Origin of the sequence: Streptomyces sp. NPDC048257 (assembly GCF_043201855.1) — a bacterium.
Classification (GTDB): domain Bacteria; phylum Actinomycetota; class Actinomycetes; order Streptomycetales; family Streptomycetaceae; genus Streptomyces.
This window is the reverse complement of sequence record NZ_JBICZI010000030.1, coordinates 34,845-56,195: the sequence shown is the minus strand read 5'-3', so window position 1 is coordinate 56,195 and position 21,351 is coordinate 34,845. Positions and strand designations below refer to the sequence as shown.

18 protein-coding genes and 1 pseudogene are annotated in these 21,351 nt (G+C 68.4%); 6 read left to right on the top strand and 13 right to left on the bottom strand.

The window, feature by feature from the left end; genetic code table 11:
- Positions 1-152 precede the first annotated feature (152 nt).
- Positions 153-1,703 carry an MgtC/SapB family protein gene (locus ACGFZK_RS33885; protein ID WP_393852691.1) on the top strand — a complete coding sequence of 517 codons (1,551 nt, stop codon included), beginning with the start codon at positions 153-155 and terminating at the stop codon, positions 1,701-1,703.
- A gap of 23 nt (positions 1,704-1,726) precedes the next feature.
- On the opposite strand, the gene ACGFZK_RS33880 is transcribed toward ACGFZK_RS33885, so the two are convergent.
- From ACGFZK_RS33880 to ACGFZK_RS33860, 5 genes are all read right to left on the bottom strand, one after another.
- On the bottom strand, positions 1,727-2,653 hold the full coding sequence (locus tag ACGFZK_RS33880) for a carbohydrate ABC transporter permease (RefSeq protein WP_393852690.1): 927 nt from the start codon (positions 2,651-2,653) through the stop codon (positions 1,727-1,729).
- A gap of 13 nt (positions 2,654-2,666) precedes the next feature.
- Positions 2,667-3,611, bottom strand: coding sequence for a carbohydrate ABC transporter permease (locus ACGFZK_RS33875; protein ID WP_393852689.1), 945 nt, complete (start codon positions 3,609-3,611; stop codon positions 2,667-2,669).
- Positions 3,612-3,661: 50 nt separating this feature from the next.
- The gene (gene ngcE / locus ACGFZK_RS33870; protein ID WP_393852688.1) at positions 3,662-5,092 is read right to left on the bottom strand and encodes an N-acetylglucosamine/diacetylchitobiose ABC transporter substrate-binding protein; all 1,431 of its coding nucleotides are present in this window, start codon (positions 5,090-5,092) and stop codon (positions 3,662-3,664) included.
- A 317-nt stretch (positions 5,093-5,409) separates the two neighbouring features.
- Positions 5,410-8,124 (bottom strand): aconitate hydratase AcnA, encoded by a 2,715-nt coding sequence (gene acnA / locus ACGFZK_RS33865; protein WP_393852687.1) that lies wholly within the window; start codon positions 8,122-8,124, stop codon positions 5,410-5,412.
- A gap of 155 nt (positions 8,125-8,279) precedes the next feature.
- Positions 8,280-9,374, bottom strand: a complete 1,095-nt coding sequence (locus ACGFZK_RS33860; RefSeq protein ID WP_393852686.1) for a LacI family DNA-binding transcriptional regulator — start codon at positions 9,372-9,374, stop codon at positions 8,280-8,282.
- Positions 9,375-9,466: 92 nt separating this feature from the next.
- Here ACGFZK_RS33860 and ACGFZK_RS33855 point away from each other — a divergent pair, with 92 nt between their 5' ends.
- Entirely contained in the window at positions 9,467-11,398 is a 1,932-nt protein-coding gene (locus tag ACGFZK_RS33855; RefSeq protein ID WP_393852685.1) for an amidohydrolase, read from the top strand.
- 458 nt (positions 11,399-11,856) lie between these two features.
- Positions 11,857-13,386 (top strand): helix-turn-helix domain-containing protein, encoded by a 1,530-nt coding sequence (locus ACGFZK_RS33850; protein ID WP_393852684.1) that lies wholly within the window; start codon positions 11,857-11,859, stop codon positions 13,384-13,386.
- Between the two features lie 12 nt (positions 13,387-13,398).
- Here ACGFZK_RS33850 and ACGFZK_RS33845 read toward each other — a convergent pair whose 3' ends face one another.
- From ACGFZK_RS33845 to ACGFZK_RS33835, 3 genes are all read right to left on the bottom strand, one after another.
- Positions 13,399-14,676: a tyrosine-type recombinase/integrase gene (locus ACGFZK_RS33845; protein WP_393852683.1), complete on the bottom strand. Its 1,278-nt coding sequence runs from the start codon at positions 14,674-14,676 to the stop codon at positions 13,399-13,401.
- 70 nt (positions 14,677-14,746) lie between these two features.
- The gene (locus tag ACGFZK_RS33840) at positions 14,747-14,983 is read right to left on the bottom strand and encodes a helix-turn-helix transcriptional regulator (RefSeq protein ID WP_393852682.1); all 237 of its coding nucleotides are present in this window, start codon (positions 14,981-14,983) and stop codon (positions 14,747-14,749) included.
- 237 nt (positions 14,984-15,220) lie between these two features.
- Positions 15,221-16,131 (bottom strand): IS5 family transposase gene (locus ACGFZK_RS33835; RefSeq protein ID WP_393849967.1). Its coding sequence is split into 2 segments (ribosomal slippage): positions 15,221-15,777 and positions 15,777-16,131, totalling 912 coding nucleotides; the frame shifts between segments, so codons are not numbered across the junction.
- A gap of 294 nt (positions 16,132-16,425) precedes the next feature.
- Between ACGFZK_RS33835 and ACGFZK_RS33830 the strand changes: the two genes are divergently transcribed.
- Entirely contained in the window at positions 16,426-17,139 is a 714-nt protein-coding gene (locus ACGFZK_RS33830; RefSeq protein WP_393852681.1) for an alpha/beta fold hydrolase, read from the top strand.
- Positions 17,140-17,185: 46 nt separating this feature from the next.
- Here ACGFZK_RS33830 and ACGFZK_RS33825 read toward each other — a convergent pair whose 3' ends face one another.
- From ACGFZK_RS33825 to ACGFZK_RS33810, 4 genes are read right to left on the bottom strand one after another with little or no spacing between them, the layout of a single operon-like run.
- Entirely contained in the window at positions 17,186-18,061 is an 876-nt protein-coding gene (locus tag ACGFZK_RS33825) for an IS5 family transposase (RefSeq protein ID WP_393852680.1), read from the bottom strand.
- 13 nt (positions 18,062-18,074) lie between these two features.
- Entirely contained in the window at positions 18,075-18,308 is a 234-nt protein-coding gene (locus ACGFZK_RS33820) for an NAD-dependent epimerase/dehydratase family protein (protein WP_393852711.1), read from the bottom strand.
- Between the two features lie 23 nt (positions 18,309-18,331).
- A complete protein-coding gene (locus tag ACGFZK_RS33815; protein ID WP_393852679.1) occupies positions 18,332-18,550 on the bottom strand; it encodes a hypothetical protein in 219 nt (72 codons plus the stop codon).
- A 5-nt stretch (positions 18,551-18,555) separates the two neighbouring features.
- The gene (locus ACGFZK_RS33810; RefSeq protein WP_393852717.1) at positions 18,556-19,191 is read right to left on the bottom strand and encodes a hypothetical protein; all 636 of its coding nucleotides are present in this window, start codon (positions 19,189-19,191) and stop codon (positions 18,556-18,558) included.
- A 250-nt stretch (positions 19,192-19,441) separates the two neighbouring features.
- Here ACGFZK_RS33810 and ACGFZK_RS33805 point away from each other — a divergent pair, with 250 nt between their 5' ends.
- The gene (locus tag ACGFZK_RS33805) at positions 19,442-19,660 is read left to right on the top strand and encodes a hypothetical protein (RefSeq protein ID WP_393852716.1); all 219 of its coding nucleotides are present in this window, start codon (positions 19,442-19,444) and stop codon (positions 19,658-19,660) included.
- Here the strand turns inward: ACGFZK_RS33805 and ACGFZK_RS33800 are convergent.
- A pseudogene (locus tag ACGFZK_RS33800) lies at positions 19,631-19,957 on the bottom strand (helix-turn-helix transcriptional regulator); the annotation flags it as partial. The gene ACGFZK_RS33805 and the pseudogene ACGFZK_RS33800 overlap by 30 nt on opposite strands.
- A 393-nt stretch (positions 19,958-20,350) precedes the next feature.
- Here ACGFZK_RS33800 and ACGFZK_RS33795 point away from each other — a divergent pair.
- Entirely contained in the window at positions 20,351-21,283 is a 933-nt protein-coding gene (locus tag ACGFZK_RS33795; RefSeq protein ID WP_393852678.1) for a hypothetical protein, read from the top strand.
- Positions 21,284-21,351: the final 68 nt, after the last annotated feature.

Here is a 21,351-nt window from a genome sequence, read left to right as displayed (position 1 = left end):
CCCTTCCTTCCGCTTGCCCTGCCAACTCCGCCGGGCGGGCGTCCTCCATGCCCATCGGCGTGCCCGCGGTCCCACCGGGGCCGTTGCGCCGACCCGTGATCACTCCACGTGACCGCTCGGCTCCGCGCTGCCCGGACACCGTGGAGGGAGGTATGCGCCATGCCCGTGCTCACCCCCCGTACCGCGGCCACGCTCGCACCTCCGGGCCTTCCCGCCGCGAGCGCAAGGCCGCGGGGCTGCACACGAACGCCCTGGTGGCGGGCGGGGCCTCACTGTTCGTGCTGCTCTCGCCGTACGGGTTCCTCAGCGCGACCTCGGAGGTGAACTACGACGGCTCACGGGTCGCCGCCCAGATCGTCTCGGGGATCGGCTACCTCGGCGCCGGAGTGATCATGCTCCTGCTGCGCCCGCTGGGCCGGCGCCTGGACCGCGAGCCGCGCGGCGCGGCCGAGGTCGCCACCGACTACCACTTCGAGGCGGTGTGCCCCGAGGCGGAGGAGGCCCATATCCGCCACCGGCTGGTCGACGCACCGGGCCGGCCTGGCTACCAGCTGCGCTCGATCCGCAGCCAGGACGGCCCGGTACCCGGCCGGGTGACGGTCTCCGCGCTGCTGACCGCCGAGGGCGAGGCGGGCCGGGCACTGGAGGAGACGGTCGGCAACCTGTCGCTCGATCCCTCGGTGTCGGCCGTCGGCTGGGCGGTCGTGCCCGCGCGAGGGGGCGCAAGGAATGAATTGAACACGTTCAGCCCGGCTGGCAGTATGGATCCAGGACGCCGCCGGCCGGGCCGACGCGTTCGTCCGTCACGCCACGAGGGGGGATCGAGCGTGCATCAGAAACGGTCGTACGGCAGGGTGCTGCTGGTCTCGACGCTGGTGGGGAACCTGGAGGTGGCGCTCGCGGTCGTGGTGGTGCTGTTGTACGTACGGACACAGCCGCCGCGGGACGAACCCCCCGACTACGCCTCCATCACCGGGGCCCTGTTCTCCGCCTGGCCCCTCGTCGCCGTCATCGCATTCCTGCTGTCCCTGGTCCTCGTACTGCCGGCGGTCGCCCTGTCCGACCTCGTCGGCCGCCTGCTCGGCGGACGCGCGGCCTGGTTCCTGGCACCGCTGATGGTGGCGGCCCTGCTGGCGCCACTCGTCTTCGGCGTCGCCGCGTACAACGACGCGCAGACGCGGCCGACGCTGGTCTTCTGGGTCTCGGCCACGGCCTCGCTCTCGCTGGGCGCGCTGATCGCCCTGCCCCGGCGCGAGGGGCTGACAGGGCGGGTGGCGCGGTGGGGCACGGCGGTGGTGGCGGGCACGGGCCTGCTCGGCGCGCTCGGGCTCACCGTCGGCCTGCTGCCCGCGTACGAGCCGCCGGCGATCGGTCCGCAGACCATGCCCGGCACCTGGGTCGACCGCACGAGCGGAACGCTGGTCTTCACCCCGGACGGCCGGGTCACGGCCTCCGGCGTCGGCCTGCACCGCCCCGGCGACCGCCCCGGCGACCCGTCGCAGCGGTGTTCGGGCTCCGGAACCTGGTCGTACGAGCCCGGCCGGGACGTCCGCTCCCAGGAGGTCCGCGTCCAGGTCCCGGGGTGCCACTGGCCGGCGTGGGGCGTCGGCGGAACCGACCGGGAGCCCCGGATCCACCAGAAGGTCGGTGATCCGGGCTCCGGAATGCTGTACAGGCTGCGGAAGGCTTCCGGCGGCCCCTGACGCCGGGGGCCGGACCACTGCTGCTACTTCAGCGTCGCCGAGGTGAGGCCCGCCTGGATCTGGCGCTGGAAGGAGAGGTAGACCACCAGCATCGGGATCATCGCGATGGTCACGCCGGCGAAGAGGACGGGCAGGTCGGTCTCGTACCCCTGTTGCTGCTGGAGCTGGATCAGTCCCTGGGTGAGCAGATAGCGCTCGGGGTCCGATCCGGTCTGGGGCTGCATCAGCACGGAGGGCAGGATGTACTGGTTCCACTGGCCCAGGATGTTGAATATCCCTACGCTGATCAGGCCGGGCTTGGCCATGGGCACCATCACCTGGAAGAAGATCCGGGTGTCGGAGGCCCCGTCGATCACCGCCGCCTCGTGCACCGCCGTCGGGAGCGTCCGGAAGAACGAGTGCATGAAGAAGACGGTGAACGGCATCGAGTAGGCGACGTACACGAGGATCAGACCCTGGTACGTGTTCAGCATGTCGAACCGCTTGACCATGAAGAAGAGCGGGACGAGCGCCAGGAAGACGGGGAACATCGCCCCGCTGACGAAGAAGTAGTAGACGAAGCGGTTCCCCGGGAAGGGGTAACGGGCCAGGACGTACGCCGCCATCGAGCCGAGCAGCATCGTCAGCGGGACCGAGAACACCATCACGATGAGCGTGTTGGCGAAGTAGTCGCCGATGCCCTTCTCCCAGGCCCGGCCGAATGCGTCGAGGTTCCAGTTGGAGGGCCAGCTGAGGGCCGAGCCGCCGATCTGCGCGTCGGTCTTGAAGGAGCCGAGCGCCAGCCAGATCAGGGGCAGGACGATCAGTATCGCCCAGACGGCGAGGAAGCCGTGGGAGAAGACGTTGAGGACCATGCCCTCGGAGCCTTTTCCGCCCCGTTCCCCGCTCGGGCCGGCTCCCCCGGACCGCTCCGCGGCGGCTTCGCCCGGAGCCTTGATCACTGTGGTCATGATGGTCTCCCGCTCAGAACTCGATGCGCTCGCGGCGGGTGGCGCGCAGCGTGATGACGGACAGGATCATGGTGAGGACGAGCATGACCACCCCCATGGCGCAGGCGTAGCCGCTCTTGCCGAAGTAGAGGAAGTTCCTCATCAGCACCGTTGCCATGACCTCGCTGTGGTGGTCGGGTCCGCCGCCGAACTGGCCCGAAGTCATCGTCGACACGAGGACGAACATGTCCATCGCGGCAATGCCCAGGTAGACCGCGGAGGTCTGCACAGAGTCCCACAGCAGGGGCAGGGTGACCTTGAAGAAGGTCTGGGCGCGCCCGGCCCCGTCGAGCAGGGCGGCCTCGTAGATGTCCTTGGGGACGGACTGCATGGCCGCCGAGAACAGGACGAGGTAGAAGCCGACGCCGTGCCAGACGACCACGAGGAGCAGGCACCAGAGGACGAGCCGCGGTTCGTTCAGCCATTCGACGGGGTGCAGCCGGTCGACCAGGCCGAGGCGGATGAGCAGGCCGTTGAGCAGGCCGCCCTCGTCGGTGCGGTACACGGCGCCGAAGAGCACCGCGAGGATGGCGAGGGAGAGGACCTGCGGGAAGAAGTAGACGATCTTGTAGAAGCGCGAGCCCCGTACGCCCTGTACCCCGCCGGCCCCGCCCCGGCCGCCCGCGTTCACCATGAAGGCGAAGAAGAGGGCGAGCAGGATGGTGACGGTCGGGACGAACACCAGGAGCAGCAGGTTGTTCCACAGGGCGCCGCGGAAGACCTCGTCCTTCATCAGGGCCGTGTAGTTGTCCACCCCGACGAAATCGAAGGTCGGCGACTGGCCCGTCCAGTTGGTGAAGGAATAGCCGAACGTCTGTACGTACGGCCAGATGACGAAGGTCAGGTACAGCGCGAGGGGTGCGAGGAGGAAGCCGGCGATGAAGCCGCCCCGTCCCCTGCCCTGGGCTACTTGGCTCATGGTGTCCGTCCCTGGAGTGCCCGGTGACCGGTGCCCGGTGGTGCGCGTGGTCAGCTGCGACGGTTGTTCTTGGCGTTCGGGTCCTGCGCCGCCTTGTTTACCGCAGCCTGGGCCCTCTTGATCCACTCCTTCGGCTGAATCCGCTTGGCCATCAGCTCATTGGACGCGTCCTGGATCGCCGTGTCCATCTCGCTGTACCAGTCGGGGTAAAGGTAGTTGAACGTGTTCGTCCCCGCCGCCTTGAGAGCCGTCACCGCCGACTGGGTGCCGGGCCGCAGCTTCACGCCCGGATCCACCCCGTCCTTGACCACGGTGAGTGAGTTCGCCTGCTGGGCGAACATGGTCGACCATTCGCGGGACAGCATCGAACGGATGAACTCCAGGCCGCCGGCCTTGTTGGCCGCCTTCTCCGGAACGATGAAGGGCTCGCCGGCGCCGGCCCGGATGGCCTCGAAGGGCAGCTTGCTGTCGGCCAGCAGCGGGACCGGCAGGAACTGCATGTCGAAGTCCTCGGGCGTCTGCTTGAGCTGCTCGTTCTCCAGCCAGGAGCCCGAGGGGATGAAGGCCGCCTTGTACTGGTTCCATGCGGTCTGGGACTCCGTATGGGTCAGGCCGTTGGTGCCCGGGAGCAGCAGGTCCTTCTCGACCACCTCGTAGACCGCCTCGACGGCGGCGAGGGCGGCCGCGCTGCCCTCGAAGGCGTTCGGCTCCAGGTTGTCGATCGCCTTCATGGCGTCCAGACCGCCCTTCTTGGCGATCAGGTCCATGATGACGACGTTGATGTAGTACGGGAACTTCCCCTGGTGGGCGAGGCCGCCGATGCCGGCCTCCTTGGCCTTCGCGCAGACGGCGAGGAACTCGTCCCACGTCTTGGGTGCGGTCCAGCCCTTCTCCTTGAAGAGCTTGCCGGAGTACCAGAAGCCGAAGACGGTGTAGACGTAGTTGAGGGAGATGAACTTGCCGCCCTGCGTGCCCTGTTCGACGGTGCCCGCGATCAGCGTGTCGCGGACCTTCTTGCTCGGGTCGTCGAGCGAGGGCGAGTCGAGCACCGGGGTGAGGTCGGCGAGCTGGTTGCTCTTGAAGAGCACGTCCAGCTTGATCCTCTGGGCGCCGGAGTTGTCGACGACGTCCGGCGGGTTTCCGCCGTTGAAGCGCGTCTGGAGCTTTCCGGTGATCTCCTGGGTGCCGAGGTGGGAGCTGGTGGTGCCCCACTTCTTGTCGAAGGCGGCCTCCCAGGCCTTCGCGTAGTCGTCACCGAACCCGCCCTTGAAGACGACGACGTCCATCTTGCTGCCCTTCGAGACGCCGAAGGGGTTCTGCGCACTCGTCGCGGCCTTGGACGGGCCGTTGGTGGACTCGCCGCCGCCGGACGCGCAGGCGGACAGGAAGCCCATCGTCGGCACGGTGATCAGGCCGAGTGCCGCAGAGCGCTTGATCAGATCACGGCGGCCGAGGCCCTCACCGGTGGATGCCATGCTCATGTCCTCGCCTTCGTCAGAAGTATGAAGGAGGCGGGAAATCACGGCAGTTGCCGCGCTGCGGACGACGCCGCAGTTCCCCGCTGTCCCCCGGGTCCGGGGCCGCTCCTACGAAGCGACCTGGACGCGCACAGGTATAGTCCACTTCCGCTCGCCTGAGCAAGATCGTGCACAAGGATGACCGCCGGTTTTTCCGAGTTGAGACCTGTCCGTCATCTGGCACCCCCTCGTGACGAAAATGCGGAAGGGCCGTACCCCCGTGACGGGGATACGGCCCTATGGTGCCGATTCAGCGGAGCCTGGCTCCGCTTGGCGCGCCCTTAACCCCGGATGAGGTTCCGGAGCACGAACTGCATGATGCCGCCGTTGCGGTAGTAGTCCGCCTCACCCGGCGTGTCGATGCGCACGACCGCGTCGAACTCCACACCGGTGTCGGTGGTGACCTTGACCGTGCGCGGGGTGGTGCCGTTGTTCAGCTCCTCCACACCGGTGAAGGCGAAGGTCTCCTCGCCGGTCAGACCCAGGGAGGCCGCCGTGGCCCCCTCCGGGAACTGCAGCGGCAGGACGCCCATGCCGATCAGGTTCGAGCGGTGGATGCGCTCGTAGGACTCGGCGATGACGGCCTTGACACCGAGCAGCGCGGTGCCCTTGGCGGCCCAGTCACGGGACGAACCGGAGCCGTACTCCTTGCCCGCCAGGATGACCAGCGGGATGCCGGCGGCCTGGTAGTTCTGCGAGGCGTCGTAGATGAAGGAGACCGGCGCGCCGTCGACGGTGAAGTCGCGGGTGAAGCCGCCCTCGGTGCCCGGCGCGATCTGGTTGCGCAGGCGGATGTTGGCGAAGGTTCCGCGGATCATCACCTCGTGGTTGCCGCGGCGGGAACCGTAGGAGTTGAAGTCGCGGCGCTCGACGCCGTGCTCGGTGAGGTACTTGCCGGCCGGCGTGTCGGCCTTGATCGCACCGGCCGGGGAGATGTGGTCGGTGGTGACCGAGTCGCCCAGCTTCGCCAGCACGCGGGCGCCGGCGATGTCGGAGACCGGGGTGGTCTCCATCGTCATGCCCTCGAAGTAGGGGGGCTTACGGACGTAGGTGGACTGCGGGTCCCACTCGAAGGTGTTGCCGGTCGGGATCGACAGCGCCTGCCACTGGGCGTCGCCCGCGAAGACGTCCTGGTAGGACTTGTTGAACATGTCCTCGCCGATGGCGTTCGCCACGACGTCGTTGACCTCGGCCTCGGAGGGCCAGACGTCCGCGAGGAAGACCGGCTTGCCGTCGGTGTCGGTGCCCAGGGCGTCCTTGGTGATGTCCACCTTCATGGAGCCCGCGATGGCGTACGCGACGACCAGCGGCGGGGAGGCCAGGTAGTTCATCTTGACGTCGGGGTTGATGCGGCCCTCGAAGTTGCGGTTGCCCGAGAGCACCGAGGTGACGGCGAGGTCGGCCTCGTTGATCGCCTTCGAGATCTCCTCGTCCAGCGGACCGGAGTTGCCGATGCAGGTGGTGCAGCCGTACCCGACGAGGTTGAAGCCCATCTTGTCGAGGTACGGGGTCAGGCCGGCCTTGTCGAAGTAGTCGGTGACGACCTTCGAGCCCGGGGCCAGGGTGGTCTTGACCCACGGCTTGCGGGTCAGGCCCTTCTCGGACGCCTTCTTGGCCACGAGCGCCGCGGCGACCATGACGTAGGGGTTCGAGGTGTTGGTGCAGGAGGTGATCGCGGCGACGGTGACGGCGCCGTGGTCGATCTCGAAGGAGGTGCCGTCGGCCAGGGTCACCGGGGTGGGCTTGGTGGGCACACCGTTGGAGGACGCCGGGGCGTCGGACGCCGGGAAGGACTCCTTGCCGGCCTCCTCGTCGTCGCTCACGTAGTTGCGTACGTCCACGGCGAACTGCTCGGCGGCGTTGGCGAGGACGATGCGGTCCTGCGGGCGCTTCGGGCCGGCGATGGAGGGGACGACCGTGGAGAGGTCGAGCTCCAGCCTCTCGGAGAAGTCCGGCTCGGCGGCCGGGTCCAGCCACAGGCCCTGCGCCTTGGCGTACGCCTCGACGAGCGCGACCTGCTGGGCGTCGCGGCCGGTCAGGCGCAGGTACTTCAGGGTCTCGTCGTCGATCGGGAAGATCGCGGCGGTCGAGCCGAACTCCGGCGACATGTTGCCGATGGTGGCGCGGTTCGCGAGGGAGGTGGCGGCGACGCCCTCACCGTAGAACTCGACGAACTTGCCGACGACGCCGTGCTTGCGGAGCATCTCGGTGATGGTCAGCACGAGGTCGGTGGCGGTGGTGCCGGCGGGCAGCTCGCCGGTCAGCTTGAAGCCGACGACGCGCGGGATCAGCATGGAGACCGGCTGGCCGAGCATCGCGGCCTCGGCCTCGATGCCGCCGACGCCCCAGCCCAGCACGCCCAGGCCGTTGACCATGGTGGTGTGCGAGTCGGTGCCGACGAGGGTGTCGGGGTACGCCTGGCCACCGCGGACCATGACCGTGCGGGCCAGGTGCTCGATGTTGACCTGGTGCACGATGCCGGTGCCCGGGGGGACGACCTTGAACTCGTCGAAGGCGGTCTGGCCCCAGCGCAGGAACTGGTAGCGCTCCTTGTTGCGGCCGTACTCCAGCTCGACGTTCTGGGCGAACGCCTCGTGGGTGCCGAACTTGTCGGCGATGACCGAGTGGTCGATGACCAGCTCGGCCGGAGCCAGCGGGTTGATCTTCGACGCGTCGCCGCCGAGGGCCTTGACGGCCTCACGCATGGTGGCGAGGTCCACGACGCAGGGGACGCCGGTGAAGTCCTGCATGATCACGCGGGCCGGCGTGAACTGGATCTCCTCGCTGGGCTGGGCCTGCGAGTCCCAGTTTCCGAGCGACCGGATGTGGTCGGCGGTGATGTTCGCGCCGTCCTCGGTACGGAGCAGGTTCTCCAGCAGGACCTTCAGGCTGTAGGGGAGGCGGGCGGAGCCCTCGACCTTGTCCAGCTTGAAGATCTCGTACGACTCGTCGCCCACCTGCAGCGTGCTGCGGGCGTCGAAGCTGTTCGCCGACACGACAGTCTCCTTCATGCATGAATTCGCGCGTATTACCGCAATCCTGCCGCCACGCCCCTTGGCCAATCCGCTAAGGTAGGGCTAAGTTAGGTAACCCTTACCAGCGGGGGCGGCTGCGGTACGCCTTCGGCAGATATCTCGATGTCGAGATAACTCTAGTACATGTCCGGGGGGAGGGACGAGGCGCGCACCCGCAGCCCCGTCGGGACGGTCCGTTGACCAGGCGGTTCCGCATGCCCGGATTCGATGAGGTTGACCAGGACAGACACCGCGGAAGCGGCGATCCGCTCCGGATTCAGGGTGACGGTGGTCACGGCGGGTTCGGTCTCGGCGTACACCGGATCCTCACTGGCACAGACCAGCAGCAGTCCGTCGTGCCCCGGTACGCCGGGTATGCCGGGGACACCCGGTATGCGGAGGCCGTGACGCTCGGCGGCGGCCAGCACCTGCCGGCCCCCCGGGTCGTACACGCAGTACACGGCGCCGGGCCGGTCCGGCCCGGCGAGCGCGGCGTCGAAGGCGTGCCCCGCCGTGTCGTCCGGGTGGAAGGGGACCAGGAGGGGTGCCCGGCCGCGCTCCGCGCACCATTGTTCGTAGGCCGAGGTGACGGCCCCGGTGTAGAACTCCCGGCCGTAGCCCGAGTGCAGGGCGATCCGCCCGGCCCCGGACGCCGCGAGATGGTCCAGCACCTCCCGCGTGGTGGCGGTGTGGTCGTTGTCCACCCACACGTCCCCCGGCCGGGGATCGGGCGGCCGCCCGTCGAAGACCACCGGCAGGTCCCGCGCGCGCAGGGCCCGAAGCACCGGGTCGCCGGCCGGGCTGTCGAGCAGGAGCATGCCGTCCACGGCGAGGGTGTGCCACAGCGGCTCGGCGCCCCGGTCGGCGGGCAGGGTGGTCAGGGCGTAGCCGTGCGCGTGCGCGGCCGAGGTCGCCGCGGTGAGCCAGCGGGAGAAGTAGGCGATGCCCACGAAGTCCCAGGCGTCCCCCGCGTACGTGGTCACCGCGACGCCGAGGGTGCGGGTGCGCGGGGCGCGGCGGGCTCCGTAGCCGAGCGCGCCCGCCACCTCGCGGACCCGTCGCCGGGTGGACTCGCCGAGGCGGCCAGTGCCGTTGAGCGCGTGCGAGACGGTCGCGGTGGAGACCTCGGCGGCGCGCGCGATGTCGGCGAGCGTCGGTCCGGACGCGGGGCGGGGCGCGGGGCCGGGGGCGGGCGGGGGGCCGGACGGGGGCACTCGCGGGGGCACTGGCACGCCGTCATCGTACGGATTCCGTCGGCGGAGGCGGCTTCTGGTTAAGCGGTTAATCACACAGTGTCCTGGCCACACCAACGTTTGGAGCGGGCATGACGTCTTCTTCTCACCTCTCCCGCCGGGGACTCCTCACGGCCGCCGGAGTCGCCGGCGCGGCGGGCCTGCTGGGAGCTACCCCGGCCTCGGCCTCCCCCGAGCCCTCCGCTTCCTCTTCCGCTCCCTCTTCCGCCTCCGCCACCGGGCGCGGTTCGGCGGCCCTGGTGGTCCACAACGCCTCGGTGTTCACCGGGGCCGGCGGCCGGGCTCCCGTCGAGGCCGTCGCGGTAGGCCGGGACGGCCGGATCCTGGCCACCGGGACCAACGCGTCACTGCGCCGGTACGTGGGCCGGGACACCGAGGTCGTCGACGCCCGCCGCAACACGGTCATGAGCGGCATCCACGACGGCCACGTCCACCCGCTCGGCGCGGGCGAGCGCTCGCTGTCCCCCTCACTGAACGGCGCCGAGACCACGCCCACCGAGCTCCGGGAGATCCTGACCGGCTTCCTCGCCGACACGGGCGGCGCCGGCGCGGAACCCGACCGCTGGCTGGTGGTCGAGGACTGGAACCCGGTCGGGCTGCTCCCCGTGGGCACCCTTCCGCACCACGCGGTGCTGGACGCGCTCCCGACCCGGCGGCCGATCGCCCTCGTCGGCGGCGACGGGCACAACCTGTGGGCCAATCAGCGGGCCCTGGACATCGCCGGGATCACGGCGGCCACGCCCGACCCGGTCGGCGGCAAGGTGGTGAAGGGGGCGGACGGGCAGCCGACGGGCGTCCTCAAGGACGACGCCCAGGGTCTGGTGCGGCGGCACGTCCCGGAGCCCACCCGGGCCGAACTGGTCACGGCGTGCGCGAAGGTGCTGGAACTGGCGGCCGCCTCCGGGGTCACGACGATGATGGACGCGCTGGTCGGGCGGCACGAACTGGAGTTGTACCGGGACCTGTCGGCGGCGGGGAAGCTGCCCCAGCGGATCGTGCCGGCGATCCGGCTGGACGCGGAGCAGGCCAAGGACCCGGCAGGCTCGCTGGCGTACGCGCGGGGGCTTCGGCGGGAGTTCGAGGGGGTGCGGGGGCTCCGGTTCGGGATGATCAAGGTCTTCCTGGACGGGGTCATCGAGTACCCGGCGCAAACCGCCGCGCTGCTGGAGCCGTACCTCGACGGGAACGGCAGGCCGACCGGAAACCGGGGCGAGCTCTACACCTCGGCGGCGGACTACGGCCGGCTCACCGCAGCGTTCAACCGGGTGGGCTGGCAGATGCACGCCCACGGGCTCGGCGACCGTGCGGTACGCACCGCTTTGGACGGGTACGCGTACGCCCTGCGGACAACGGGCCGGCGGGACGCCCGCAACGCCGTGGCCCACCTGCAGATCGTGGACCCGGCGGACCTGCGGCGCTTCGCGCAGCTGGGTGTCGCGGCATGCATGCAGCTCCAGTGGGCGGCGAAGGACACCTGGACGATGGAAGCACTGCTTCCGTACATCGGACCCGGGCGGCACCGGTGGATGTACCCGGCGCGGAGCCTGGAGAAGGCGGGGGCGCGGCTGTCGGGCGGCTCCGACTGGCCGGTGGACGCCCTTCAGGTCTGGAACCAGCTGCGGACGGCGATCGACCGCCAGGGCGCCTTCGGGTCCGGCCCGCTGTACCGGGAACTGGAAGGGCTGGACCGGGCCGCGGTGCTGCGGATGCACACGTCGGGGACGGCGTGGCAGCTGCGCCAGGAGGCGCTGACCGGCACGGTGGAACCGGGCAAGGCGGCGGACCTGGTGGTGCTGGACCGGGACGTGACGCGCTGCCCGGTGGCCGACATCAGCGGGACGGGGGTGCGGATGACCCTGGTCGGCGGCCGTGTGGTGCACGACACGGATTCGGCGTCGGGGCGGGCGGCCTCGGCGCGGGTGGCCGGCGCCGCTCCGGGCCCGCGCCCGGCCTCGTACGCGGCGGTGCACGCCGGGGGGCGGCACCACGCCTGCAAGCACTGAGCGGTCGGCGGGGGGCGGGGGCACCGGCGTTGACTGCCAGTGCCTACCGTGCCGGTGCCTCCACCCCGTGCCGGTTGCCCCCACCCCCGTGCCGATGCGTTTCCGTACCGGACTCAGCCGGCCGCGAAGCCGTGCCGGGCGGCCCGGGAGTTGACGGCGGCCGCGATCTCCACGGGCCGGTCCTCGGGACGGCAGGCGCAATGTCATCACCCTCACACCGCCCGGCCGGCGGCGACTGCACAAACTGGAGCAGATCCTCGACGCGGCCCAGGCGGAACTCCTGGCCCCGCTGTCCACCCAGCAGCAGGAGCAGCTCACCCGCCTGCTGGGCCGGGTCGTCGAGCATCACGCGTACGGAGACCCCACCATGGGACCTGACGGTCGGTAACATCCTCCAAATACACCCATTTGCCACACCCGACTCGGGGGTCATCTCATATCTGAGATAGCGTGCCCCCATGGCAGACGACTACCTCGTACGTATCGGCAAGCTCATCCGTGACGCCCGGCAGCACCGGGGCTGGACACAGAGTCAGCTCGCCGATGCCCTCGGCACCAGCCAGAGCGCCGTGAACCGGATCGAGCGCGGCAACCAGAACATCAGCCTTGAGATGATCGCCCGCATCGGCGAAGCGCTCGACAGCGAGATCGTCTCCCTGGGCTACGCCGGCCCGATGCATCTGCGCGTGGTCGGCGGCCGCCGCCTCTCCGGTGCCATCGACGTCAAGACGAGCAAGAACGCGTGCGTCGCCCTGCTCTGCGCCTCACTGCTCAACAAGGGCCGTACGGTGCTGCGGCGGGTGGCCCGCATCGAGGAGGTCTACCGTCTCCTGGAGGTCCTGAACTCCATCGGCGTGCGCACCCGCTGGATCAACGACGGCGTGGACCTGGAGCTGATCCCGCCGGCCCGCCTCGACATGGAGGCCATGGACGCGGACGCGGCGCGCCGGACCCGGAGCATCATCATGTTCCTGGGCCCGCTGCTGCACCGGATGGAGACCTTCCGTCTGCCCTACGCGGGTGGCTGCGACCTCGGCACCCGCACCATCGAGCCGCACATGATCGCCCTGCGCCGCTTCGGCCTGGACATCACCGCGACCGAGGGCATCTACCACGCGAAGGTCGCGCCCGGCATCTCCCCGGACCGCCCGATCGTGCTGACCGAGCGCGGGGACACCGTCACCGAGAACGCGCTGCTGGCCGCCGCCCGGCACGACGGCGTGACCGTCATCCGCAACGCCTCCTCCAACTACATGGTCCAGGACCTGTGCTTCTTCCTGGAGGCCCTGGGCGTCCGGGTCGACGGCGTCGGCACCACCACGCTCACCGTGCACGGCGTACCGAGCATCGACGTGGACGTGGACTACTCCCCCTCCGAGGACCCGGTCGAGGCGATGAGCCTGCTGGCCGCCGCGGTCGTCACGGAGTCGGAGCTCACCATCCGCCGGGTGCCGATCGAGTTCATGGAGATCGAGCTCGCGGTCCTTGAGGAGATGGGCCTGGACCACGACCGCTCGGCGGAGTACACGGCCGACAACGGCCGCACCCGCCTGGTAGACCTCACGGTCCGCCCCTCGAAGCTCGAAGCCCCGATCGACAAGATCCACCCCATGCCCTTCCCCGGGCTGAACATCGACAACGTCCCCTTCTTCGCGGCCATCGCGGCCGTGGCCCAGGGCCAGACCCTGATCCACGACTGGGTGTACGACAACCGGGCCATCTACCTGACGGACCTGAACCGCCTGGGCGGCCGCCTCCAACTCCTGGACCCCCACCGCGTCCTGGTCGAGGGCCCCACCCGCTGGCGCGCGGCGGAAATGATGTGCCCGCCGGCCCTGCGCCCGGCGGTGGTCGTCCTCCTGGCGATGATGGCGGCCGAGGGCACCTCGGTCCTGCGCAACGTCTACGTGATCAACCGCGGCTACGAGGAACTGGCGGAACGCCTCAACTCGGTGGGCGCGCAGATCGAGATCTTCCGCGACATTTAAGTAAGCCGCAGGTCAGGACGGTTTCCCGTCCTCCTGGGCCGTCTGTGGGCCGTCGCCGGTGTCTCCGCCCTCGCGGAAGACCCCGTCGACGGCCCTTCGCGCTCGAGCCTGACTGTTGGGCATGAGGTGCGTATAGGTCCGCAGGGTGAACCCCGGATCGCCGTGACCGAGGTACTCCGACAGAGCCTTGACGTTCTCCCCCGCGTCCAACAGGACGGACGCGTAGAAGTGTCGTAAGGCGTGCATCCCGTGCTCGCGCGACTGAGTGAACCGCTCCCCCGGCTCGCGGGGCGGGATGACGCCGGCCGTGACCAACGCCGGCTTCCACACCCGCATGTTGAAGAAGTTGCGGTTCACCGTCTTCCGCTCGCGCGAGTAGAAAAGCAGTGAAGCCGTGACCGGCGGCCCATCCGGCGTCTTCCAGGGCAGCGTGACACTGATCGGCGGCCGCTGGGTGATGTGCTCGGCAAGCGCGAAGGCCACGGAGTCGGGCAAAGGCACGTCCCGCATCTTCCCTCCCTTCGGCGGGGCGAACACCAGCTTCGACCTGACCATCTTCACCTGACGCACGACGTGCACCACGCCCCCGAGGAAGTCGACTTCATCCACGGCCAGCCCGAAGATCTCCCCCTGCCGCAGGCCGCATCCCGCGCCGATGTCGACCACCTTCCGGTACGGCACGGGCAGGGCCTCACGGACGGCGAGGACGCGTTCCTGCGACCACGGCTTGAGCTTCCTCACATCCCGGCGGGGCGGCCGTACTGATGCCGCACGGCAGGGATTCCGGTGGATGACGCCGTCATCGACGGCGGCGCCGAAGACCGCTGACACGTTGGCGAAGATGACCCGCTGGTACGAAGCTGCAAGTCCTGCGTCTTGCAGGATGCGCCCCCAGGCCCGGATGTGCGCCGGCAGAAAGGCACTCATGGGGCGGTGGCCTATGTGCGGGAAGATGTGCAGCCGGAAGCGCTGGTCGATCGCGTCGATCATCGACATGTCGGTCGTCTGGGAGGCCAGCCACGTGGTGGCGTAGTCCTGGAACGTCACCTTGCCCGCAGCGGGATCGATGTACTGCCCGCGCGACATGTCGGCGGTGATCTGGGTCAGCCACGCCTCGGCGAGGCGCCTCTGCTTGTCGGGGAACGACCTGCTCTTCTCGGCACCAGTCGGGCTGACGTAGCGAGCCCGGTACCGCATCCCGGATCCGTGCCGGTCGCTCTTGACCCGGTGGGCCTTGCCGTCGGTGCCAGTCTCAGTCTTGAACCAGCGGTCTTGAATGTGTCCTGCCACGTGTGGCCCCTTCTGGGGAAGTGCTGAGGGCGGGCCCGGGTGAGCCCGCCCTCAGTGGTGGTGTGGTTGGTCAGGCGGCTTGGCTGATGTCGTTGCGCTTCTGTTCGGCGATCCAGTCGTAGAGGTCGGCGGGGTCGTACCGGGTGTGCTTACCGACACGGAATCCGGGCGGCCCAGTCCGCTTCTTTCGCCACTGGTAGAGGGTCTCCACGGAGACGTCGAGGAGTTCGGAGACGTCGTCAGGGGTGAGGTAGCGGTCGGGGAGTCCGCCGCGCAGGGTGGCGCGGGGATCGCTTCGGGCGGGCATGGCTCCTCCGGCGGTCGGGTGGGATCGGATCTGTCCGAGGTTGTGATTCCTGCGTCACGGCGTCATCAGCGTCATTCGGGCCGTTGACCTGCTGTTTTGAGTGACGCAAGGCGGTAAGGGCTGTGTCACCGGTGACGGAGCCGTCCGTCACCGGTGACGCAGTTGACGCAAGGTGACGCAGGATTTTGGGCTCTGCGTCACCCCTGTCGGCCCAGGTCAGATCCGGTTTTCGGTGCCCTAGGCAGTGTCTGACAAATGATCACGGACTGGTTCGCGGAGCCAGAGGATCAGCGAGGCCAGGACGACTCCGGCGCGGTAGCGGTCGGCTAGCTTGTCGAACCTGGTTGCGATCGCGCGGAACTGCTTGAGGCGTGCGAAGCATCGTTCGACCACGTTGCGGTCGCGGTAGACCTCCTTGTCGAAGGCGGGCGGCCGGCCGCCGAGGCGCCCTCGGCGCCGACGGTTGGCCGCTTGGTCGCGGCGCTCGGGGATCGTGACGGCGATGCCCCGACGCCGCAGCAGATGCCGGATCGCCCGGCTGGAGTAGGCCTTGTCGCCCAGGACTCGGGTAGGTGTCGTGCGCGGGCGGCCGGTGTCGCCTCGCGGAACGCGGATCCCGTCGAGGACCTGACCGAATGCGGTGGCGTCGTTGACGTTGCCGGGCGTAAGCACAATCGACAGCGGCAGGCCCCGGCCGTCGACCGCGAGGTGGACCTTGGTGGTCAGCCCGCCTCGGGACCGGCCGAGGGCCTGGCGCGTCTGCGAGCAGCCCGGATCTTCCAGTTCGTCCCCGTCTGCGGCCCCCTTTTACGTGCGCCGGCAGCGTGCTGGTGGGCACGGTTGACCGTGGAGTCGACCGCGACGATCCACTCCACCCGGCCCACCGCATCATCGCGGACCTGCACATGCTCCAGCAGCCTTGCCCACGTGCCATCCGCCTCCCAGCGGGCGAACCGCTCGTAGACGGTCTGCCACGGCCCATACCGCTCCGGCAGGTCACGCCACGGAGCCCCGGTCCGCAACCGCCACAGCACACCATTGACCACCTGCCGGTGATCACGCCAAGGCCGACCACGCCCGTCCACCTGCGGCAACAAGGGCTCTATCCGCTCCCACGCCGCGTCCGTCAACTCACCTCGACCTGCCACAAGATCAATTATCAGACAGGCCTTAGTGACGTAGGTGACGCAGCGTCTTCCTACTTAGGAAAAAGAAGGGGCTATGTCTGTTGTTGTGCGCGCCTTAGAGCGTGAAGAACGAGCCGCGTAGCGGCGCGCCCTTTGGGCGGCGGCACGGCCGCCGAAGTGCAAGAGGAGCACCGCCCCCGCCGCCGGGCCGGGGTGCTCCTCTTGCTCGTGCCGGGGCGCCCGCGCCGCGGGCCTAGGGCGTGTATCGAAAGTATTTTCTAGGAGGTTGTCAGGCTGCCCGGCTACGGTGCGGGCATGGTGAATTTCGTGCTGGTTGCAGGTGCACGGCTCGGGGCGTGGGCGTGGGACGAGGTGGTGCCGTATCTGCGCGCGGCTGGCCACGGCGTCTATCCGTTGACGCTGTCCGGTCTTGCTGACAAGCAGGGTGTACCGGCGGGGCAAGCGACTCACGTCCAGGACATCGTTGCCGAGGTAGAACGCCAGGGTCTGCGTGACGTAGTCCTGGTGGGTCACAGCTACTCGGGCATCCCGGTCGGTCAGGCCGCGGAGCGGATCGGTGACCGACTGGCCCGCGTGGTATTCGTCGACTCAAGTGTTCCAACTGACGGCGAGTCGTTTGTCTCCGCCTGGCCGGACGGCGGGGCGGCAGTGGAGTCATCGATCGCCGAGAACGGAGGGTTTTGGCCGCTCGCGCCAGCCGCTCATTACGACGGCGAGGGTCTCACCCATGAGCAGATCGCACGCCTCGTGCGTGGCTCGACGCCTCACCCAGGTGCCACGCTGACCGAGCCCGCTGTGCTGGCGGGGCCGCTCGGTGAACTTCCGGCGACATACATCCTGTGCGTGATGCCGGGGGCCGAGCCCGATGACGCCGAGCCCGACGATGATGTGGCCGAGCTGCTGAACAGCAAGCGCTGGCGGCTGGCCAAGATGGACACCGGCCATTGGCCGATGTTCTCCCAGCCGCACGAGCTGGCGCAGATTCTCCTCAATGCTGCCGTGGAGTGAGAGCACCTCCATACCTGCGGACTGGTTGGACGCGCTTGTGTGCTGGTCACAGCCATTCGCCGATGGCCGCTATGAGGACAGTCGCCTCATAGCGGACCGCTAGCTTGTCGTATCGCGTGGCGACGGCGCGGTACCTCTTGAGGCGGTTGATCCCACACTCGACCGCGTGGCGCTCACGGTAGTCGACTGGGTCGAACTTCGGCGGCCGGCCGCCGCGAGAGCCGCGTTGTTTGCGGTGACGCGCCTGGTCGACCTTGTCCGGGATGGTGCAGCGGATCCCCCGGCGACGCAGGTAAGCGCGGTTCTTGCGCGAGGCGTACGCCTTATCAGCACGCACCCGATCGGGACGGACGCGCGGCCGGCCCACCCCGATGCGGGGCACGCGGACCTTCTCCAGCACAGATTCGAACTGCGGCGAGTCCCCACGCTGCCCAGCCGTCACCACGATCGACATAGGCTTCTGGCCCTGCTCGATAGCCAGGTGCAGCTTGGTGGTGAACCCACCGCGCGAGCGGCCCAATCCGTGATCACAGGGCTCGGTGAAGACGCCGCCCGGCGGTTCCTTCTGCAGGTCACTCTGCTTCCGCGCCCCGGCCGCATGTTGATGGGCGCGGCATACAGTGGAATCGACGCTCAGGTCCCACGTGATCGCACCCCTAGCGTCGGCAAGGGACTGAAGCCGGGTGAGGACCCCGTGCCAGGTGCCGTCCCGCTGCCATCGGCGGAACAGGTCGTAGATCCGGCCCCATGGCCCGTACTCAACAGGTACGTCCCTCCACGGAACCCCTGTCCGAACCCGGAACCGTATGCCGTCGATCAGCTGCCGCCGGGGCCAGACGGGCGGCCGTCCCGCCTTCATCCCCTTCGGCAACAACGGCTCCAACACCGCCCACTGTTCGTCTGTGAGATCCCCCCGTGCCATGAACCGTGATCATTCACCACTCAAGATCCACTTTCGATACACGGCCTAGGTGGCACACGCCCTGGACACCTTCAAGAGCTTCCCTGAGGCCGCCCCTGTCACGGATGTCGCATCGGAACACTCGGGCCACGGGCAACTCCGGCACGGGAGCGTCCGCCGACCGGTGGGTGAGCGTCACGATGTCGTGGCCCACCTCGGCGAGCCGCCGTACGACCGCATTGCCTACGAACCCGTATGCACCGGTCACAAGTACGCGCACTGATCTGCCTCTCAGCCCAGGATGAGCCCGCGGTGCTGCCACGCCAGGTCGAGGCACGCGGCTGCTGCGGACGCCAGGGGTTCATTGTCCAGCAGGCGCCGGACGTTGGACTCGGTGAACTCGATTCCCGCGCCGCTCCCGCCGGCATTGCCTGCCACGACGGCACCCTCGGAGTTCCGGGACACCATGCCGGAGAAGACCGAGTCGTACACGTCTGCCTCGATGACCACCACGCTCAGGATCTCGCCTGCAAGCGTGAGCGGGTCCAGCCCGATCCCGAGGCAGTACGGGCGCACTTTGCCGTCGCGGCGAGCCTGGTTGAGCGTGCGGAGGGCTCTGTTTCGTCGTAGTCGATCGGCTCCCCGCTGCTGCCGTCGGCCTCCGGGTCCCCGAGGAATTCCTCGGCGTACTCGCGCAGGACGTTGCGCCAGAGGTTGAAGTCGTTCGCCTGGTCCCAGGGCATGACCGAAGACGGCTGGAACACCCCGGCTGGCATCACGTGGTACGTCCCTCCGGCCAGAGCAACGTTGCTCGCAGACCGGTGGTGGAGCGGGAACGACGCCCCATCGGGCCCGAGGCGGATGGTCAGGGTGTCGATGGATGGCAGCAGCGCCCGATGGGCCAGGTCGAACGGGTCTCCGACGAGCGTGCGGAACGGGAGTTCAGTCCAACTTGGCTCACCGATCCACGCCGGGTCGCTGCCTGTCTTCAGCCAAGCACTCGCCAGCTCGTGTGCCACGCCCTCGCAGATGTCGGCCATGTCGAAGTAGGTGGTGTAGCCGAACGACAGCTTGGGACGTCCCTCGGATCGACCCACATCGAGCAGACGGAAACTCGGCCGGTTCACGAACAGCGACGGCCGGTCGATCATCCGAATTGCCTGGGTATAGCGATCGAACTTGGCGCCGTGCGGCGCCAGCGGCCGGACCCCCTCTGCCTCCTTCTCCCTTCTCCCGCCCGCTGATCTCCGGCGGACTGGTCTGCGTCAGCCAGGCCAGCTCGATGTCCGCGAAGTCGACCGGCTTGGGCCACATCCACGACTCGCGGGTGAGTACAGGGCTGTTTCCTGCGCGGGCGACGTCCGGATACAGGCGAGCAGCAGCCTGCGTAAGGTCGGCTCGGTGGCGATTGAGTTCACGCCGCGTCATGCGCCAACGCCGTTGGTCGTCCACAGCGGCGAGCGGACTCCGCTCACCCTGGCCGCCGGTGGCCGCCCCGACCGCGACCGCGGCATCGGCGGGCGGAAGCAGGCCAAGCTCGTCTTCGGGGAGCGCCAGCGCGTGAGCAAGCCGGCGAAGCTCGACCATGTCCCGGATGGTCCGCTTGCCGCGTTCGAGTAAGGACACGTACGACTGGTCGTAGCCGAGCAAGTCGGCGAGATCCTGCTGCTTCAGCTTGTGGAGCGCTCGATACGCCTTGAGCACGTCGGCCAGGTTCGATCCGTCCGGAGGGGCACTCCGCTCGGTATCACCAGCGAGCCAGTGAGGCGAGGCGGTCGATACGGCGCGCGCGGAGCTACTTGCGTCCCCAGGGCCGACACTGCGACGGCAGGGACTGCACACGGTATCGGCGTTACCGCGACTCAGCTTCGTTCCGCACCTTGTGCACAGGGCTGGCGCGGGTAGTGCAACGGTCATGAGCTTCTGATCCCTTCAAGGGGGGAGGCCAGTGACTCCAACGGCGAACCTAAGAGCCTAGATTGAGCGGCCTGAAACCGGACCGGGCCGCCTTCAAGGCTACGGACGCGGAAAGTAGGTGGAGGGGGGTTCGAGAGACGTCGCCGCCCGGGATGGCGCCCCTGTCTCTGCCCCACCCATCTCCGGCCACGCAGTCGCGTGGCTAGAGCGCGAGATCTTGGACGATCGGGCCCCCGTCGGGCCTTGGCAGGCAGGTCCACAGACTGCCCGAGTCGCGGAAGGCTACGGGGCCCGCTCTCTTCCCCCGCGACAGCTGCCGCCCAATGCCGTTACAGCCACCTCGATTTGCCCGAACCTCCCCCTTGGAAGCCCAGGTCAGGGCAGGATGGCGATGTGCTTGCAAACCTACTGCCAGGAATCAGGGAGATCCGAGCCCCCTTGGCGGCCGGATACATTTGGCTGATCACTCTTTGGATAATTTCCGCTGAATACATTCCAAAGAAGGGACAAGCTGAGGGCGCCTGGAAGAGCATTTACCAACTTTCAGCCGCCACCGGCACTGCGGCTACGCTCGCTGCTGCCAGTTTCGCAGCGTACCTCGTGGGCTGCCTGCTTGAGATTCGAGCACGTTCAATCGTGCATTGGTTCACGATCTCTGAGTGGTGGTGGAGTCTCCGCCATCGACTCATGGGCAGTCCAATATCCGGCCAGCTCGACGATCCGAGAATGCTCAGATGGACAGAGAATCCGAATACTGCTCGTGGTGTTCCCGCTATGGATTCACTTCTGATGCCAGATGATTCCTACACAGCCTTGCGGCGGCCTGATTGGGGAAGCCGGGCGTCTCGTTCGGCCCTCATCGACCTGGCCATCCATATCGTTCGAATCAGGGGGAGATCCGTCAATCTGCTCGCCGCGATGGGACGCTTTGGGGACGAACTTGATCAGCTTTCAATTCGCCTACAGGCGCGGAATTCAGATCTCTACGGCACCTACGACCGAACCGTCGCAGAAGCCGATTTTAGAGTAAATGTGGGATTCAGCGCTTCAATTCTGGCGACGACCTTGGCGGCCAAGAGTACACCTGAGGTCCTTCTGCTGGTCCCGGTTGCATGGTTCCTTATCATGAGGGGGCAACAAAAGGCACGGGAAGCTAATGATGTACTAATTCAGGCCGTGGTCTCCGGAGAGCTTGAGTCCACTGTCCTCACGTCGGAACTGCCTCCGCTCGTGACCACGCAGAGAGCCGAGGATCCCAGTCTTGAAACTAGGAGGACTTCCATAGAGGGGACGCCTGATGGCTCAGGCACCACCGTAGGACAATAGGGCCGTCGGCCTGATGCGAGCGGGTAGCTAGGCAGTGCCGTACTGGAGCCGCAAAAGCAGGCGACGCC